The 15,967-nt window shown below is 52.1% G+C and carries 16 protein-coding genes; 8 read left to right on the plus strand and 8 right to left on the minus strand.

Annotated elements, in window-relative coordinates; all coding sequences use genetic code 11:
- Positions 1-5: 5 nt before the first annotated feature.
- Positions 6-587 (plus strand): TIGR02281 family clan AA aspartic protease, encoded by a 582-nt coding sequence (locus tag BLP79_RS06840; RefSeq protein ID WP_090217533.1) that lies wholly within the window; start codon positions 6-8, stop codon positions 585-587.
- A 16-nt stretch (positions 588-603) separates the two neighbouring features.
- On the opposite strand, the gene BLP79_RS06845 is transcribed toward BLP79_RS06840, so the two are convergent.
- Positions 604-1,062, minus strand: coding sequence for a DNA polymerase III subunit chi (locus tag BLP79_RS06845; RefSeq protein WP_090217535.1), 459 nt, complete (start codon positions 1,060-1,062; stop codon positions 604-606).
- Between the two features lie 7 nt (positions 1,063-1,069).
- The gene (locus BLP79_RS06850) at positions 1,070-2,542 is read right to left on the minus strand and encodes a leucyl aminopeptidase (RefSeq protein ID WP_090217536.1); all 1,473 of its coding nucleotides are present in this window, start codon (positions 2,540-2,542) and stop codon (positions 1,070-1,072) included.
- Between the two features lie 250 nt (positions 2,543-2,792).
- Between BLP79_RS06850 and lptF the strand changes: the two genes are divergently transcribed.
- The 6 genes from lptF to rsmA all read left to right on the plus strand — a co-directional run bounded on the left by lptF (position 2,793) and on the right by rsmA (position 10,384).
- The gene (gene lptF, locus BLP79_RS06855; protein ID WP_090217537.1) at positions 2,793-3,935 is read left to right on the plus strand and encodes an LPS export ABC transporter permease LptF; all 1,143 of its coding nucleotides are present in this window, start codon (positions 2,793-2,795) and stop codon (positions 3,933-3,935) included.
- Positions 3,932-5,035 (plus strand): LPS export ABC transporter permease LptG, encoded by a 1,104-nt coding sequence (lptG, locus tag BLP79_RS06860; protein WP_090217539.1) that lies wholly within the window; start codon positions 3,932-3,934, stop codon positions 5,033-5,035. Before lptF ends, lptG begins: the two co-directional genes overlap by 4 nt.
- A 1-nt stretch (position 5,036) precedes the next feature.
- A complete protein-coding gene (locus BLP79_RS06865) occupies positions 5,037-7,208 on the plus strand; it encodes an LPS-assembly protein LptD (RefSeq protein ID WP_090217540.1) in 2,172 nt (723 codons plus the stop codon).
- Positions 7,193-8,467 carry a peptidylprolyl isomerase gene (locus BLP79_RS06870; RefSeq protein WP_090217542.1) on the plus strand — a complete coding sequence of 425 codons (1,275 nt, stop codon included), beginning with the start codon at positions 7,193-7,195 and terminating at the stop codon, positions 8,465-8,467. The genes BLP79_RS06865 and BLP79_RS06870 overlap by 16 nt, the downstream gene beginning before the upstream one ends.
- Positions 8,460-9,455, plus strand: a complete 996-nt coding sequence (pdxA, locus tag BLP79_RS06875; RefSeq protein WP_232716186.1) for a 4-hydroxythreonine-4-phosphate dehydrogenase PdxA — start codon at positions 8,460-8,462, stop codon at positions 9,453-9,455. Before BLP79_RS06870 ends, pdxA begins: the two co-directional genes overlap by 8 nt.
- An 83-nt stretch (positions 9,456-9,538) precedes the next feature.
- On the plus strand, positions 9,539-10,384 hold the full coding sequence (gene rsmA, locus BLP79_RS06880; protein ID WP_090217545.1) for a 16S rRNA (adenine(1518)-N(6)/adenine(1519)-N(6))-dimethyltransferase RsmA: 846 nt from the start codon (positions 9,539-9,541) through the stop codon (positions 10,382-10,384).
- A 67-nt stretch (positions 10,385-10,451) separates the two neighbouring features.
- On the opposite strand, the gene BLP79_RS06885 is transcribed toward rsmA, so the two are convergent.
- From BLP79_RS06885 to prfA, 3 genes are all read right to left on the minus strand, one after another.
- Positions 10,452-11,168 carry a DUF4167 domain-containing protein gene (locus BLP79_RS06885; RefSeq protein WP_090217547.1) on the minus strand — a complete coding sequence of 239 codons (717 nt, stop codon included), beginning with the start codon at positions 11,166-11,168 and terminating at the stop codon, positions 10,452-10,454.
- A gap of 219 nt (positions 11,169-11,387) precedes the next feature.
- Entirely contained in the window at positions 11,388-12,230 is an 843-nt protein-coding gene (gene prmC, locus BLP79_RS06890; protein ID WP_090217548.1) for a peptide chain release factor N(5)-glutamine methyltransferase, read from the minus strand.
- Positions 12,227-13,282, minus strand: coding sequence for a peptide chain release factor 1 (prfA, locus tag BLP79_RS06895; protein ID WP_090217550.1), 1,056 nt, complete (start codon positions 13,280-13,282; stop codon positions 12,227-12,229). The genes prmC and prfA overlap by 4 nt, the downstream gene beginning before the upstream one ends.
- Positions 13,283-13,411: 129 nt before the next feature.
- Here prfA and BLP79_RS06900 point away from each other — a divergent pair, with 129 nt between their 5' ends.
- Complete coding sequence (locus BLP79_RS06900) at positions 13,412-13,621, plus strand: hypothetical protein (RefSeq protein ID WP_332835847.1); 210 nt, start codon at positions 13,412-13,414, stop codon at positions 13,619-13,621.
- Here the strand turns inward: BLP79_RS06900 and BLP79_RS06905 are convergent.
- Genes BLP79_RS06905 through speB (BLP79_RS06915) form a run of 3 tightly spaced genes read right to left on the minus strand, consistent with a single transcriptional unit; the run spans position 13,618 to position 15,947 of the window.
- Entirely contained in the window at positions 13,618-14,037 is a 420-nt protein-coding gene (locus BLP79_RS06905) for a DUF1499 domain-containing protein (RefSeq protein WP_090217553.1), read from the minus strand. The two genes, BLP79_RS06900 and BLP79_RS06905, sit on opposite strands and share 4 nt — an antisense overlap.
- Before the next feature lie 3 nt (positions 14,038-14,040).
- The gene (gene speB, locus BLP79_RS06910; protein ID WP_090217648.1) at positions 14,041-14,985 is read right to left on the minus strand and encodes an agmatinase; all 945 of its coding nucleotides are present in this window, start codon (positions 14,983-14,985) and stop codon (positions 14,041-14,043) included.
- Positions 14,982-15,947 carry an agmatinase gene (gene speB / locus BLP79_RS06915; protein ID WP_090217555.1) on the minus strand — a complete coding sequence of 322 codons (966 nt, stop codon included), beginning with the start codon at positions 15,945-15,947 and terminating at the stop codon, positions 14,982-14,984. Before speB (BLP79_RS06915) ends, speB (BLP79_RS06910) begins: the two co-directional genes overlap by 4 nt.
- Positions 15,948-15,967: the final 20 nt, after the last annotated feature.

Here is a 15,967-nt window from a genome sequence, read left to right on the forward strand (position 1 = left end):
CCCAGATGGACGGACATGACACAGCGCAACTTATCTACTTAGGTATCTTGCTTGGGGCAGGTGTTTTATGGTTTGTCGCTCAGCGTCGGATCGGTCTGAATAAGATCCTGCAGTATATTGCGATTTGGGGGTTTATTTTTGTCGGCGTAATCGCAGCATATGGCCTATGGGACGATATTCGCGGCACCATCCGGCCACAGCATGCAGTTCATCAGGACAATGGTCAAATCAATGTCCCGCGCGCACGGGACGGGCATTATTACCTAACACTGCAAGTGAATGACACGCCTATCACATTCCTCGTCGACACGGGCGCAACGCAGATGGTTCTGACACAACAAGACGCGTCCCAGATCGGCCTCAAACCGGACACCCTGCCATATCATGGCAGAGCGCAGACAGCCAATGGTGAGGTGCGCACCGCACGTGTTAGATTAGACAGCATTGATATTGGCCAAGTGCGCGATACAAACGTCACGGCGTATGTCAATCAAGGTGAATTACAAAATTCACTGCTTGGCATGGGGTACCTTCAACGTTGGCAAAGCATCGAAATCCGGAATAACGAGCTCATTTTGACCCGCTAAATACAGGAAACAAAGCCTAACTCTCTGCTTTCTTTTCCCAGCGACCGCTCGCTTCAGACCAATATTGCGCAGCGCATCCCGCTTGGGTTAGCGATTTCCACTGAACGCGCGCACGACTGACTGCGTCTGGGTCCGTGCCATCAAATAAGATACAGACACGTTCCAACGCATTCACTTCAGCCGCTGATATCTCTGCGCCATCCACAGACATCATACAGGCCGGATTATTTGAAGTCTCCACCGCAGCGGTGAGCAAAATCGGCTGTAAGCTGTCATGAGGGCCGCCAGCAAGCCCATGTGCAAGAAACCCATCATCAGGCCCAAGCCACAGGCGGTCATCTAACCATTGCATGCGTGCAGGATCTGTCCCCCGTACCGCAATGCGCCAACCAGCACTGCGCGCTTTATCAAGCAGCACTGGCAGCGTTTCTTCCAGCGGGCGCTGGGTCAGATGGTAAAAATAGGCAGCCCCCATTGCTGAATTATTGCACCTCAAACTTGTCCTGAACCAGACGGTTTAAGGCCATAACCCCCCAACCTGTCGCACCTTTAGGTGCATATGCTGTCTCGGCGGATACAGAAGCAACGCCCGCGATATCAAGATGGATCCATGGGGTTTCATCTTTCACAAAACGTTGCAGGAACTGCGCCGCAGTAATCGAACCCGCAGGGCGCCCGCCGACGTTTTTCATATCAGCGATCCGTGATTTCAACTGATCATCGTAAGCCTGACCTAAAGGCATACGCCACGCGCCTTCGCCTTCGGCACCCGCTGCTTTTAAAAACGCGTTACAGAGCCCATCTTCATTAGAGAAGACACCCGCGTTTTCATGCCCAAGCCCAATGATGATCGCGCCTGTCAAGGTTGCCAGATCAATCATACCTGCAGGCTTAAAGCGCTCTTGCGCGTACCACATAACGTCGCACAAAACCAAACGCCCTTCCGCGTCCGTGTTGATGATTTCAACCGTATCACCCTTCATGGACTTTACCACATCACCTGGGCGGGTCGCATTGCCGGATGGCATGTTTTCAACCAGACCAACCAGACCCACTACATTGGCTTTCGCCTTGCGTAATGCAAGCGAACGCATGGTTCCGGCTACAACACCGGCCCCTCCCATATCCATGGTCATGTCTTCCATACCGGCAGCGGGTTTGAGAGAAATACCACCCGTATCAAAAACAACACCTTTGCCGACCAAAGCTAAGGGCGCAGCGTCATCCAAGCCACCTTTCCATTGCATCACAACAACTTTGGATGGGCTAACAGACCCCTGCCCGACGGACAGCAATGTGCGCATGCCCAGCTCTTCCAGTTGGTCTTCGTCCAGAATTTCAACTTCAAGACCGATGGATTTCATGTCATCCAGGCGATTGGCAAATTCGGTGGTGGTTAGTATGTTGGCAGGTTCATTGACCAGATCACGGGTCATGTGAACACCTTCAGCAATCGCAAGCGCAGTTTCTAGAGCAACATTCAGTTCTTCAGGCGCTTTGTGGGCGATGCTTAAACGTGCCGTACCTTCCGAGGTGCTAGATTTATGATCTTCAAATTCATAAGCCCGCAACGCAAATCCAAGAGCCAGATCACTGGCTTTATTCATGGAACCAGCCATAAGAGTCACAGCAGAACTGCCTGCATTCTTGGCCAGCTTTGCGCCAACTTTTCGCACTTCCACTGGTGTTATTTTGCGCGACAAAACCACGATATCAAGTGCCTCTGCCAAGAGACCTGCAGGCCACGCAAGCGTGATTACATCACCAGACTTTGCTTTGGAAAACCGTTTACTTTCGACCAGACGCGCAATAGCTCCCTTGCAAAAGCGGTTTGCCGTACGTGCAGCCGGATCCAATGTACCTTCAGGGGTGACCATAACCGCGAGTCGACCGGTGGTTTGGGCCATTGATTTGGGGTCGAACTCAATAGCGGTGACGCGGGGGGAAAGGCTCATCTGAGAAACGCTCCTGCATTAAATCTGGGTCTGGAAACAAGAGGTAGCCTGCACTCTGACCGATGACTAGAGCTTATCCGCTTTGATCGACGGGAAAAATTCACAAACACACAATCAAAAATAGAATTCAAGCTGATTTCCGCTTGTGCAACCTCAGTATGATTGCGCCTCACAAGAGAAATGCAGTTTTCCCCGCTTCACAAATACTCTATGGTCGCGACTGACGAACAACAAGATCTGGGGGGATCACGTGTCACGCTACGACAGATATGTGCTGTCCCAATATCTGCTATTTTTTGGTTTCTTCGCACTTATACTTGTTGCTGTATTCTGGGTGAACCGCGCCGTTATCTTGTTTGACAAGTTAATCGGCGATGGCCAATCCGCTTTGGTGTTTTTAGAATTCACAGCGCTTGCTCTGCCAAACCTAATCCGTATGGTGCTGCCGATCGCGGCTTTTACAGCCGCTGTTTGGGTCACCAATCGGCTAAACGGCGAAAGCGAACTCACTGTTTTACGTGCAACTGGCAGCAGCCCTTGGCGAATGGCACGACCCGCATTTGCGTTTGGACTAATCACCGCCGGAATGATGCTGATACTGACCCATGTATTGCTGCCCACATCGATCCGCCAGTTGGAAATTCGCGAAGCAGATGTTGCGCGAAATGTGACGGCCCGTATCCTGAACGAGGGAGATTTTCTGCATCCTGCAGAAGACGTGACATTTTATATTCGCCAGATCGATGATGACGGCACATTAAATGACGTATTTCTTTCTGATAGCCGAGACCCAGATGTGACCATCACCTACACCGGCACACGTGCTTTTCTAGTGCGAGATGAAGACCGGACGCATCTAATAATGGTCGACGGTCTTGCGCAAAGACTAGAATACAGCTCTCGCCGTCTTTCTACCACGGCATTTGCGGATTTTTCCTACGATATCAGTTCACTTGCCAAAAATTCCGAAAACGAGGCGCGCAACCTCCGTGCAATCCCAAGTCACGAGCTGCTTACGCGGCGCAGCGACATAATGGCAGAAGAAGACTACACAGAAGGTGAATTGGCTGAGGAGTTTCACTTGCGATTTGCGCGGGCGTTTGTCTGTATCGCCGTGACATTGATCGGTTTTTCTGCGTTGATGATTGGCGGCTTTTCCCGCTTCGGCGTTTGGAGGCAGGCGCTGATGGCATTTGTGTTGCTGATCCTCGTCGAGGGGCTGCGCGGTGTCGTGGCTGATCCCGTTGTTGAAAATGCAAACCTTTGGCCACTCATTTATCTTCCCACCGCAATTGGTCTGTTAATTGCGACGCTCTTTTTGCAACTGTCCGCTCGCCCTATCGGAGCTATCCTCAAGCGTCGCAAACACGCACAGCGCGAGGTATCAGGATGAAGCTGGACCTTTATTATGCGCGTCGCTTTCTGCAGTGGTTTTTGATCATTTGTGGTGTTCTTTTAACACTGGTCATGTTGATCGACCTAAATGAGCAGATACGCCGTTTTGATTCAGAAGATCTGAGCTTTGGCCAGCTTCTGGGGCTAACATTCTTAAATCTTCCCGCCGCCATAAACGAATTCCTGCCCTTGATTATGATCCTTACAACCATCGTGTTGTTTGTAGGTTTGGCCCGTAGCAGTGAATTGGTCGTCACACGCGCCATTGGTCGATCTGGCATTCGAGCACTGATGGCTCCGGTTCTGGTGTCGGGCGTGATTGGCGTTCTCGCTTTAACGACTTTAAATCCGATCGCTGCCGCGACATCGAACCGCTACAATGATCTGGCTGAAGGCTACCGCAACGGTGGAACTGCAGCCTTATCCATCAGCGAAGATGGGATTTGGCTCCGTCAAGGTAGCGCAGAAGGACAGTCTGTTATCCGCGCACATGGATATCTTGGCCAAGGCAATGACATCATTTTACAAGATGTGAGCTTTCTGTCTTATGCACCTAATGCCGGACCTGTTACACGGATACTTGCAGAAAGCGCAGAATTGCAGGATGGCAACTGGCTTTTGACAAATGCCAAAGTCTGGCCTCTGACCGTCGGTCTGGTCCCTGAACGTGGGGCGCGTGAACATGAAAGCCTGCTGATCCCGACAACCCTCACTTCTGAACGTATTCGCGACACATTGGGTGCGGTGGATGGGATCTCCATTTATGACATCCCGGATGCAATTTCAGATCTCGGCCAAGCTGGATTTTCGACCATTCGTTATGAAGTTTTGCTGCAGGTTGAATTTGCACGCCCATTTTTTCTGATCGCTATGGTTCTTGTTGGAGCGGCTTTCACGATGCGACACACCCGATTTGGTGGGACAGGTCTTGCGGTTCTTATGGCTGTCCTGTTGGGATTTGGTCTGTACTTCATTCGCAACTTTGCACAAATTCTGGGAGAGAACGGGCAAATCCCCGTAGCTATGGCTGCTTGGGCTCCTCCCATTGCTTCAATTATGCTGACACTGGGGCTTTTGCTCCACGCTGAGGACGGATAATATGCGCCGCTTACTGATGCTTTCTGTTTTGCTGCCCTGGACGGCTCTGGCAGAACCAAGCAATGCACAAACCCTGCCCGCCCCTTTGGCAAACCAAACCCAATCCCAACCTGCTATTCTGGTTGCCGACAAGGTCTTTGTAACGCCTGAACGTCAATTGATCGCGACAGGTAATGTTGAGGTCTTTCAAGGAGATGTACGCCTAAAGGCGCAAGAGATCAGCTTTGACAATAGCAGTGGCCAGCTTAAGATCACCGGCCCTATCCGACTGGATGAAGGACAAGAGACCACGATCCTTGCTGATGCAGCTGAATTGGACAATAACCTGCAAAACGGCATTCTCAGTTCTGCACGTTTGGTGTTTCAAGAACAGGTTCAACTCGCAGCGCTTCAGATGACACGTGTGAACGGGCGCTACACACAACTTTACAAAACTGCTGTAACCTCTTGTGATGTTTGTGATGATGGTCGACCACCCCTGTGGCAGATCCGCGCAGAACGCGTGATCCACGACGAAGAAGAACGGCAGCTCTATCTGGAAAACGCGCACCTTCATGTGCGCAATGTCCGCGTTTTTTACCTTCCTGCGTTGCGTCTCCCCGATCCAACACTTGATCGGGCGAGTGGCTTTCTAGTGCCCTCTTTACGCACCACATCAAATCTGGGAACTGGTGTGCGAGTGCCCTACTTTTTTAAGATCGGTGACCACAAAGACCTGACAGTTACCCCTTATATCTCTCCGCGAACACGCTCATTAGAACTACGCTACCGTCAGGCCTTTCGCACGGGCGAGATCAGTTTGAACGGCGCCTATACCCGTGATGATCTGCAACCTGACGATGATCGAGGCTTCTTTTTCGCTGATGGGCGTTTTCGTGTTCTGCAAGACTATAATCTGGCGTTTCAGGTCCGCACCGTATCAGATGACGCCTATATCGCAGACTATAGCCTGCCCGATGTTGACCGTTTGCGTTCTCAGATCACATTGGATCGTACCCGGCGCGACCGTCTTTTTGCTGGGAGTTTGATCCATTACAAAACTCTGCGTGACAGCGAAGATCAGAACCTCATCCCGTCCATTATCGCAGATCTTTCCTATGAACAGCGCTGGCATCCGAGCTGGCGCAATGGTGAATTTTCTGCGGCATTCCGCAGTCACAGTCATCGCCGTATCTCTGATGCGAATGCAACGTTAACGGATCCTATGGGGCGTGATGTGGCCCGGTTAAATGTTGACCTGAACTGGCAAGAAAGCTGGCGTCTGCCTTTTGGCGTCATCGGCAGCTGGCAACTTGGGGCCGCGGTCGACCATGTCAGATTATCTGATGATGATCTATTTGGCGTAAACAGCACACGGATCACCCCGCGCAGCGCGCTCACATTTCGTTTGCCAACAACACGCCGCGAACGATCGGGCGCGACCCAGTATTTTGAACCAATTCTACAGCTGGGGTGGACCGACGTTTCAGGCGATGACGTTCCCAATGAAGAGAGTAACTTTGTCGAATTTGATCAAGGCAACCTGCTGTCTCTGTCTCGTTTCCCATCAACCGATGCACGAGAAGATGGCGCCTCTTTGGTTTATGGTTTCAATTGGGCACGCATTGCCCCACAAGGCTGGCAGGCAAGTGCTACTGTAGGTCAAGTGTTTCGCCAAGAGGCCAATTCTGACTTCACAAAGAGTTCCGGCTTAAGTGGAACCTCATCTGACCTTTTGCTTGCGGGGCAATTGCAGTTTGCAAATGGAACTGCGCTCACCATGCGCGGTCTTCTGAATGGGTCTCTGAATTTTTCAAAAGCTGAGGTGCGCGGCAACTGGCATAACGATAAAGCGCGGATCACTGGCAGCTATCTCTGGCTTGGCACGGATCCCGATGAAAATAGATCAGACGCCACCTCAGAACTCTGGTTCAACGGTGGCTATCAGTTGACAGGCAATTGGCGGACACAGGCGAATTTGCGGTATGATATCTCTGATGGCCGCGCCACCCGTGCAGGCCTGGGTTTTGCCTATCAAAATGAATGTGTCACCGTCGATCTTTCGGTCAACCGACGCTATACATCAACAACAAGTGTTGAGCCTTCTACCGATTTCGGCTTTACCATTGCCCTGAACGGCTTTTCAGCAAAAAGCGACAGTAAAAACTACAGGCGATCATGCAGCAACACATGACTTTCCCATACGCTCCTCTTTTCTCAGCGATCAAAGGTGGCTTCGCGCGCTCATTTCGCAACATAACAATCGCGGCTGCGCTTTCAGTTGTTGCGTTGAGCCCAGCTCCTGCCAGCGCACAAAACTTGTTCTCGACTGCAATTCGTGTTGATGACCGCATCATCACGCATTTTGAAATCGAGCAGCGGATCTTGTTTCTACGAACGGTGGGAACGCCTGGTAATCTAGAAGAACGGGCCAGAAACGAACTGATCGAAGACCGGCTCAAACTTGCCCAAATCGACCTTGCGGGCATGCTTCCCACTGCCGAAGACGTTGATGAAGGTATGGTGGAGTTGGCACAGCGTGCGAATCTTCCAATGGATGAGTTCTTAGCCGCATTGCAGAACGCTGGCATTGATCAAGAGACCCTGCGCGATTTTACCCGTGTCGGTTTGGGCTGGCGCCAATATGTCGCCGCGCGTTTTCTGGCTAGGGCGCGCCCAACAGAACAAGAGATTGACCGGGCGATGGGAACCGCGGGCAGCGGCAGTGTTGAGGTTTTGCTTTCAGAACTGATTATTCCGCTGACCCCACAAAACGTTGCTCAGGTGGAGGCTTTCATTGACGAGGTTCGCAAACAAAAAGGGTTTGATGCCTTTTCAGCCGCGGCGGCACAGGCCTCTGCAGCAGATAGTCGTGAAAACGGCGGGCGTCTTCCGTGGGTCAACCTGTCAAATCTGCCACCGCAATTACAGGAAATTGTGCTAAACCTTGAAACCGGTGAGATCACCGAACCTGTTACACTGCAAGGTGCCGTTGCTTTGTTCCAAATGCGTGGCATTCGCGAAGCCGAGGGGCGCGCAGAGCGATTTGCAGCAATTGAATATGCGACCTACTTCATTCCAGGCGGACGCTCTCCAGATGCATTGGCACGCGCACGCAGCATCCGTGATCAAATCGACACTTGTGATGACCTATATGCAATCGCCAAAGACCAAGACCCTTCTGTGTTGGAAATTCAAAGCCTCGCTCCCGCAGATATTCCACGGGACATCGCATTGGAACTGGCAAAGCTGGACCCCGGCGAAACATCCGCCGTTGTCACACGCAATAACGGGCAAACACTCGCTCTGGTGATGCTATGCGGGCGTACGGCTGAACTTGGCGAAGGGGCCAACCGCGATACGGTCGCAAATGCCCTAACCCAGCAGCGTCTGGAAACGCTGGCCAACAGTCATCTGGCACAGCTCAGAGCGGATGCACGCATTGTTGAATAACCCTGCTGCCGCATCTGCACCAATTGCACTCAGCTGTGGTGAACCCTCTGGCATAGGTCCCGAAATAGCGGTCAAAGCATGGGACAATTTGCGAAACACTTGTCCTTTTGTTTGGATCGGCGACCCTAAACATCTGCCAACAGACACCCCTGTTGTACATATAGAAGACCTTTCCAAAGTCTCTGATGTTGCGAAGACCGCTTTTCCGGTCTTACCACTGGCGTTTGACGGATCTGTCAGCTTGGGCAAAGCGGACCCGAACAATGCGCGCGGTGTCATAAAATCGATTGAAACCGCCGTCGATCTAGTCAAATCAGGTCACGCGTCGGCGCTTTGTACGGCCCCGATCCATAAAAAAGCTCTAATTGATGGTGCTGGGTTTACATTTCCAGGTCACACTGAATTTTTAGCCCATCTTGCAGGCGTGGACCGTGTGGTAATGATGCTGGCCAGCCCCGCTTTACGTGTTGTTCCGACCACCATTCACATTGCGCTTGCGGATGTTCCTAAAGCACTGACAGCAGATCTGCTTCGGGAAACGCTTGAAATCACCGATCATGCCTTGCGCACCCAATTTGCGATCGACACACCCCGGATCGCAATTGCAGGATTAAATCCACATGCTGGTGAAGGTGGTGCAATGGGGCAGGAAGAATTAGATTGGATTAATGATCTAATCCAAGAATTGCAGCAAAAAGGGCATGATGTCAGCGGACCACATCCGGCAGATACTTTGTTTCATGCCACCGCACGCACGCGCTATGACGTCGCTGTGTGCATGTATCACGACCAAGCCCTGATACCCATTAAAACGCTTGATTTCGATCGAGGTGTGAATGTGACCTTGGGGCTACCTTTTATTCGTACTTCCCCAGATCATGGCACAGCATTTGATATTGCAGGAACCGGTCAAGCGAACCCCAGCAGCCTCATCGAAGCACTAAAACTGGCGCAACAGATGACACAAGCAAACAGCGCTGCACCTTGACGCACATGCCACACAGGCCTATCCCCGCGCAGTGACAGACTTTCTTCAGCAGCGCGCATGTCATGTGCGACCATAGGAATGCTATGAGCTCTATCGATACTCTCCCTCCTCTTCGTGAGGTCATTGCAACACATGAACTGTCAGCCCGTAAGGCGCTTGGTCAGAACTTTTTGCTGGATTTGAACCTCACGGCAAAAATTGCACGCAAGGCTGGAGACCTTTCAGAATGCGACGTTCTGGAAATCGGACCGGGCCCCGGTGGATTGACACGAGGCCTGCTTGCCGAAGGAGCGCGGCGGGTTCTGGCTGTTGAAAAAGACCCCCGTTGCATGCCTGCGCTTGCTGAAATTGCCGAAGCCTATCCCGGCCAATTACACGTAATCAATGGCGATGCACTAGAGATTGACCCACTTGAACACCTCTCATCTCCTGTACGAGTCGCCGCGAACTTGCCCTATAATGTGGGAACGGAACTTTTGGTGCGATGGCTCACGCCCAAAACATGGCCCCCCTTCTGGCAAAGCCTCACATTGATGTTTCAAAAAGAAGTGGCCGAACGCATTATTGCGCAGCCTGGCAGCAAAGCTTACGGACGACTTGCTCTGCTTGCTCAATGGCGCAGCGACGCTAAAATCGTTCTGCACCTCCCTCCTGAAGCGTTTTCGCCGCCACCCAAGGTTCACAGCGCAGTGGTACATCTTGATGCGCTCGAAGAGCCACGCTACCCAGCTGATGCAGCAACCTTATCGCGGGTTGTCGCAGCCGCGTTTAATCAAAGACGCAAAATGCTACGATCATCTTTAAAAACGCTGAGTCCAGAAATCGAAGATCACTTGGTCGCTGCAGGTATCGCCCCAACTGAACGCGCAGAGCAGGTCAGCCTCGAAGCGTTTTGTACATTGGCTCGTAGTTTAAAACCCACCGAATAGTGATTTCACACCAAAAAAACCCGCTTCACCTAAATGTGAGCGGGTTTTTCATTGAAATCACAGGATATTACTCAGCCGCTGTCGGTTGATCATCACCATCAGGCGATGCCTTAGGCGTAGCAGTATCGTCCGCCTCTGCTGGCTTTGGCTCTTCTGCCTTAGCCTTGGGTTTTCGGCCACGTGGCTTTGGCTTGGCAGGCGCCTCACCCTCTTCGGTCGCCGCAGCGCTTCGGCGCTGGCGGGGTTTGCGTGCTGGCGCTTTCTTAGGTTTTGCTGCAGCAATTTCTTCGCCCTCCCCCTTGCTCTCGGGAGTTTCCACCAGGCCTGTGTCTGTCGCTGCAGGCTCGTCTTCACGTGGATCGACAATCTCTGGCTGCGGTGCACTTGCGAGATCCACAGAAGAGGACGTAGTTTCAGCCGCTGCTGCTGCCGCTGCTTCACGCTCTTGGCGTTCTATACGCTCAGCACGCTCGCGATCACGTTCAGCCTGACGCTCACGGTTTTGTCTCTCTTGCTCTTCACGACGCGCTTCGATTTCGCGCTGCGCCTCATTCAACAACCGCAGATAATGTTCTGCATGTTGTTGAAAATTCTCAGTAGCAACGCGGTCGTTACTCAGCTGAGCATCGCGTGCAAGCTGGTTATATTTATCAATGATTTGTTGCGGCGTGCCGCGAACCTTGCCCTCAGGACCTGAGCTGTCAAATACACGATTGACAACATTTGCACCGTTAGGACGGTTACGGTTCGATTTTGACCGCGAACGTGATTTAGACGATCTCATATGACTAACGTCAGCCTTAACTTATTATGTCGATAATCCCGATTGCGCGTCTCAGCGCCGGTTTATCGACTATTTTGGGCTTGATGTCGCAGCAGAGGAAATCATTCCTCACTCTCTAACGACACCTTGAGTAACCATTTATGGCGCGATGGCACAAGGGGGCTAGTGCATTTTTTGAGTGTTTTTCTTTCAAAATTGCAAAAAATCGCCGATTTTTTTCTAATCTGCGCGTTTTCCATAAACAACACGATCACGACCATCCAGATCTGGGATCACACGAACGTCAACCAAACCAGCTTCGGTAAACAACTGTGAAACGTCAGCGCCCTGCGTTGGTCCAATTTCGACCATAACTCGCCCGTCTTGTGCCAGATATTGCAAAACATCCCGTGCGATCAATCGATACGCCTCTAAGCCATCCGCCCCATCCGTGAGCGCCATTTCAGGTTCGTATCGGCGTACTTCATCTGACAGCTCTTCCATTTCGGCCAAAGAGATATAAGGCGGATTTGAAACAATCAGATCATAACGCCCATCGACCGCAGAAAACCAGTTTGACTGCCGCACATCTGCGCGTTCAGTTACGTTATGCAACAGGGCATTTGCGCTCGCCTGAAGGCAGGCTGCTTCGCTCAGATCTACGCCAAGCCCTCTCGCCTTTTGCTGCTCAGCCAACAGTGTTACCAGAATACAGCCAGATCCTGTGCCAAGATCCAAGACCTGTGAAAAGGGCATGGCAAGAGCGGCTTCAATCAGGATCTCTGTTTCAGGCCGTGGATCAAGCACCTCTCCTGAGACCTTGAAACGGCGACCATAAAACTGTCGTTCTCCTATCAAATGAGACACAGGCACACGGATAGAGCGTAGCGCAATCAATTGCTCATATCGATCTGCAACTTCATCCGCCAATTGTTCTGGCGCAATCAACGTCACGCGGCTTGCCTCTATCTGCGCAGCATGAGCCAAAAGTATTCTGGCATCGCGTGCAGGATCAACCACCCCTGCAGCCCTTAAGCGGTGCGTGGCTGCAACCATGGCCTGCGCCGCTGTTTGCTGGGTCATTGGGCCATCTCAGCTAGGAGGCGCGCCTGCGCATCTGCCGTCAACGCATCGATGATCTCGTTCAAGTCTCCCTGCATCACCTGATCCAATTTATAGAGCGTCAGGTTGATACGATGGTCTGTCATACGTCCCTGCGGGAAATTATAGGTCCGAATGCGCTCTGAGCGATCCCCTGAGCCAACCTGGCTTGCACGATCAGCAGAGCGTGCACTATCAATGCGCTGTCGCTCCAGATCGTACAGACGCGTTTTCAAAACCTGCATCGCGATCTCACGATTTCGGTGCTGTGACTTTTCAGAACTGGTGACAACAATTCCGGTAGGCAAATGGGTAATGCGCACGGCAGAATCAGTGGTGTTCACATGCTGCCCCCCCGCGCCCGAGGATCGCATAGTATCGATCCGCAAGTCGTTGGCTTCGATCTGGATATCCACATCTTCAGCTTCTGGTAGAACCGCTACAGTCGCCGCTGATGTATGGATGCGCCCGCCGCTTTCTGTGGTTGGGACACGTTGAACACGGTGCACGCCGCTTTCATACTTCATCCGTGCGAAAACATTTTCGCCTTTGATATGGGCAACAACTTCCTTAATGCCACCAAGCTCGGTTGCATTTTCTTCGATGATCTCAACCTTCCATCCCATCGCTTCTGCATAACGATGATACATCCGCAGCAGGTCTCCTGCGAATAACGCCGCTTCATCTCCGCCGGTACCGGGGCGGATTTCCAGGATTGCCGGGCGCACGTCCGCCGCGTCTTTCGGAAGAAGCGCCAACTGCAGCGCGTGTTCCACCTCGGGCAAAGCGGCCTGCAACGCTGGAATTTCTTCCTCGGCCAATTCCTTCATATCTGGATCATCCAGCATCGCATTGGCTTCATCTAAATCAGCGACCAACTGACGATAGGCAGAGATTTGCTCCGCCACCGGGCGCAGATCAGAATATTCTTTTGCAAGTGCTGCGATATCTCCTCCAGCAACGCCATCTGCCATAGCAGCTTCAAGATATTGAAACCGTTGCAAGATCTGTTCCAGGCGTTCTTCGGGGACCATGTGGGCTCTTTCCGGTTGGGCAGTTTTGGTAAAATCTGTTCTCTGTGATATGCTAGGGACATGCGACATTCCAGTGCTCTTCTACTGTCTTTCGCTCTGTGCCCTACTCTCAGCAGTGCGGACGTCCCTTTGACTGCGACAAAAGCAATTGAATGCTATTGTACAAATACCTCTGGCCACAGAGTAGAATTGGGGCAGACCATCTGTCTTTTTGTGGATGGTAAAGCCTTTATGGCCCAATGTCAGATGTCACAGAATGTCCCAATGTGGCGCAAGGTCGAAGAAACCTGTCTGTCAGCGCATTTGTCACCGATGCCACAGCGCCTACCCCGCCTTTAAAGGGCATTCAGCTGCGCAATCCATTCGTCGACTCGTGCGGCGTTTACTCCAAAATCCTTATAACCGAAACGCAACCTTGCATGGATTTTCAAATCCGCGCCATCCTGCCAAACTGTCGTGTAATCAGGGAACCCAAAGACCTTGCTTCGGCTGACAAACGTCACCATGCCGCTCTCAATTGATCCAGCCAGTACCGTGGTGGCAGAATCCTGGCCCGCAATCGCCGCAAACTGCATCAGCCTTTGCGCCTTTTCTGGAAGAATACGGTATACACCACCTGTCAGCGTTTGATCCGCGTCAAACTCGGTTTTCTTATGCCAGTCGTCTGGATTACTCGGCAGCAGGCGCGGTACGAACAATCCAACGCTTAGCACCAGCGCAGCTGCGGTGCCAAATCCACCAAGACGGTTCGCCACTTTTTACCCTTGCCCCCCGGGTAAGATACACAACATTTCATACATCAGGTTGGCGGCCACCAGCGCGGTATTGCCAGAGGGATCATAAGACGGTGAGACTTCGACCAGATCGCACCCGACAACATTCAACCCGCGCAAAGACCGCAACAACTCAAGCGCCTGCATCGACGTCAACCCACCAATTTCAGGTGTACCTGTCCCCGGTGCAAAGGCGGGATCAAGAGAATCAATATCAAAGGAGATATAGACGGGACGCGACCCAATATCGCGCCGAATTTCGGCCCCCATGCCTGATAGGGAACGCCCCCACAGCTCATTTGCTGGAAAATGTTGGAAACCCCAGCCCGCTGCCTCGGTAAAATCTTTTGGCCCATAGCCTGTGCCACGGATCCCGATCTGATAGGTTTTATCAGCAACGATTAAACCCTCTTCGTAGGCTCGACGGAAAACTGTACCGTGCGTTTCTTTTTCTCCAAACATTTCATCATTTACATCGGCATGCGCATCGACATGCACCACTGCAACGGGGCCAAATTTACGCGACATCGCACGCAAAATCGGCAATGTAATTGAATGATCCCCCCCCAAGGCCATCGGAATCACCCCTGTGCCGAGGATCGCCTCGTAGCTCTCTTCAACTATGCGCAGCGATTCTTTCAACGAGAACGTGTTAATCGCCAGGTCTCCGATGTCAGCGATATTCATGTGATCAAAAGGCGCTGCCCCTGTCGCCATATTATAAGGGCGGATCATTGCACTTTGTGCGCGAATATCTTTGGGACCAAAGCGCGTCCCTGACCGCCAGGAGGTGCCGATATCCATAGGCACCCCCAAAAGCGCCACATCCAGCCCATCCAAAGAGGTTGCTTGCGGCAGGCGCATAAACGTGTTTGGCCCCGAAAAACGTGCCAAGTCGTTGCCACTGATTGGTTGATGAAATTGTGTCATTTGTTCAGCAAGTTCCAGCCAAGAAGGCATATAATTTCGGTTGCAACATGAGCGCCAGCAATCGCGGTTGCGCCGGTGGTATCAAACGGTGGGGAAACTTCAACAATATCCCCGCCTTTGATGTTGATCCCTGCGATTTCGCGCAAAATCCGAGCAGCCTGGGCGGAGGTAAGCCCTCCCCAGACAGGTGTCCCTGTTCCCGGCGCATATGCAGGATCAAGACAATCGATGTCAAAGGTAAGATAGGTGGGTCTGGCGCCAAGCATCTCTTTGATCTTACGCGCCGTTTCCACCGATCCAATCTCATGCACCGTTGCCGCATCAATAATATTGACACCCAGCGTATCCTCGTTTGTTGTGCGAATACCCACCTGTACAGAGGTGGCAGGATCAATCAGGCCAAGTTTGACTGCCTTATAGAACATGGTCCCATGATCGACACGCGCCATATCATCATCCGGCCATGTGTCGCTATGGGCATCGAAGTGCAAAAGCGACATCGGACCATATTTTTCAGCATAAGCCTTAAGGATTGGGAACGAGATATAGTGATCCCCTCCCAAAGTGACCGACGCCGTATCGCTGGCCAAGATTGTCCGAATGTGATCGGTCAAACGATCCGGGAAAGACGGAACATCTGCATAATCAAAAGCCACATCACCATAGTCGACAATTGCCAGCTCACTCAGCGCGTCATAACCCCAGCCATACGGAGCATCAGGGCTTTGCAGCGCGCTTGCCTCACGAATGGCACGCGGGCCCAAACGCGTTCCCGGGCGATTTGTGACCGCTTGATCAAAGGGTACGCCGGTCACAGCAATATCAATGCCGTTTAGTGTTTTACTATAGCGACGCCTCAGAAAGGAGGTTGCCCCTCCAAATGTGTTTTCAAAACTCGGTCCGCGCAGATCTTGGCGGGTAAAGGCCTGATCGACCTGTGTTTTCGCATCTTCCAATGCCATCAGAGTTCATCCACACTGCG

Source organism: Epibacterium ulvae (assembly GCF_900102795.1).
Taxonomy (GTDB): Bacteria; Pseudomonadota; Alphaproteobacteria; order Rhodobacterales; family Rhodobacteraceae; genus Epibacterium; species Epibacterium ulvae.

What these genes read in the sequence shown, in the direction of transcription:
- BLP79_RS06840 (WP_090217533.1), top strand. Translation starts at nt 6, where the DNA reads ATGGACGGACATGACACAGCGCAACTTATCTACTTAGGTATCTTGCTT.
- BLP79_RS06845 (WP_090217535.1), bottom strand. Translation starts at nt 1,062, where the DNA reads ATGGGGGCTGCCTATTTTTACCATCTGACCCAGCGCCCGCTGGAAGAA.
- BLP79_RS06850 (WP_090217536.1), bottom strand. Translation starts at nt 2,542, where the DNA reads ATGAGCCTTTCCCCCCGCGTCACCGCTATTGAGTTCGACCCCAAATCA.
- lptG (WP_090217539.1), top strand. Translation starts at nt 3,932, where the DNA reads ATGAAGCTGGACCTTTATTATGCGCGTCGCTTTCTGCAGTGGTTTTTG.
- BLP79_RS06865 (WP_090217540.1), top strand. Translation starts at nt 5,037, where the DNA reads ATGCGCCGCTTACTGATGCTTTCTGTTTTGCTGCCCTGGACGGCTCTG.
- BLP79_RS06870 (WP_090217542.1), top strand. Translation starts at nt 7,193, where the DNA reads ATGCAGCAACACATGACTTTCCCATACGCTCCTCTTTTCTCAGCGATC.
- rsmA (WP_090217545.1), top strand. Translation starts at nt 9,539, where the DNA reads ATGAGCTCTATCGATACTCTCCCTCCTCTTCGTGAGGTCATTGCAACA.
- BLP79_RS06885 (WP_090217547.1), bottom strand. Translation starts at nt 11,168, where the DNA reads ATGAGATCGTCTAAATCACGTTCGCGGTCAAAATCGAACCGTAACCGT.
- prmC (WP_090217548.1), bottom strand. Translation starts at nt 12,230, where the DNA reads ATGACCCAGCAAACAGCGGCGCAGGCCATGGTTGCAGCCACGCACCGC.
- prfA (WP_090217550.1), bottom strand. Translation starts at nt 13,282, where the DNA reads ATGGTCCCCGAAGAACGCCTGGAACAGATCTTGCAACGGTTTCAATAT.
- speB (WP_090217648.1), bottom strand. Translation starts at nt 14,985, where the DNA reads ATGACACAATTTCATCAACCAATCAGTGGCAACGACTTGGCACGTTTT.
- speB (WP_090217555.1), bottom strand. Translation starts at nt 15,947, where the DNA reads ATGGCATTGGAAGATGCGAAAACACAGGTCGATCAGGCCTTTACCCGC.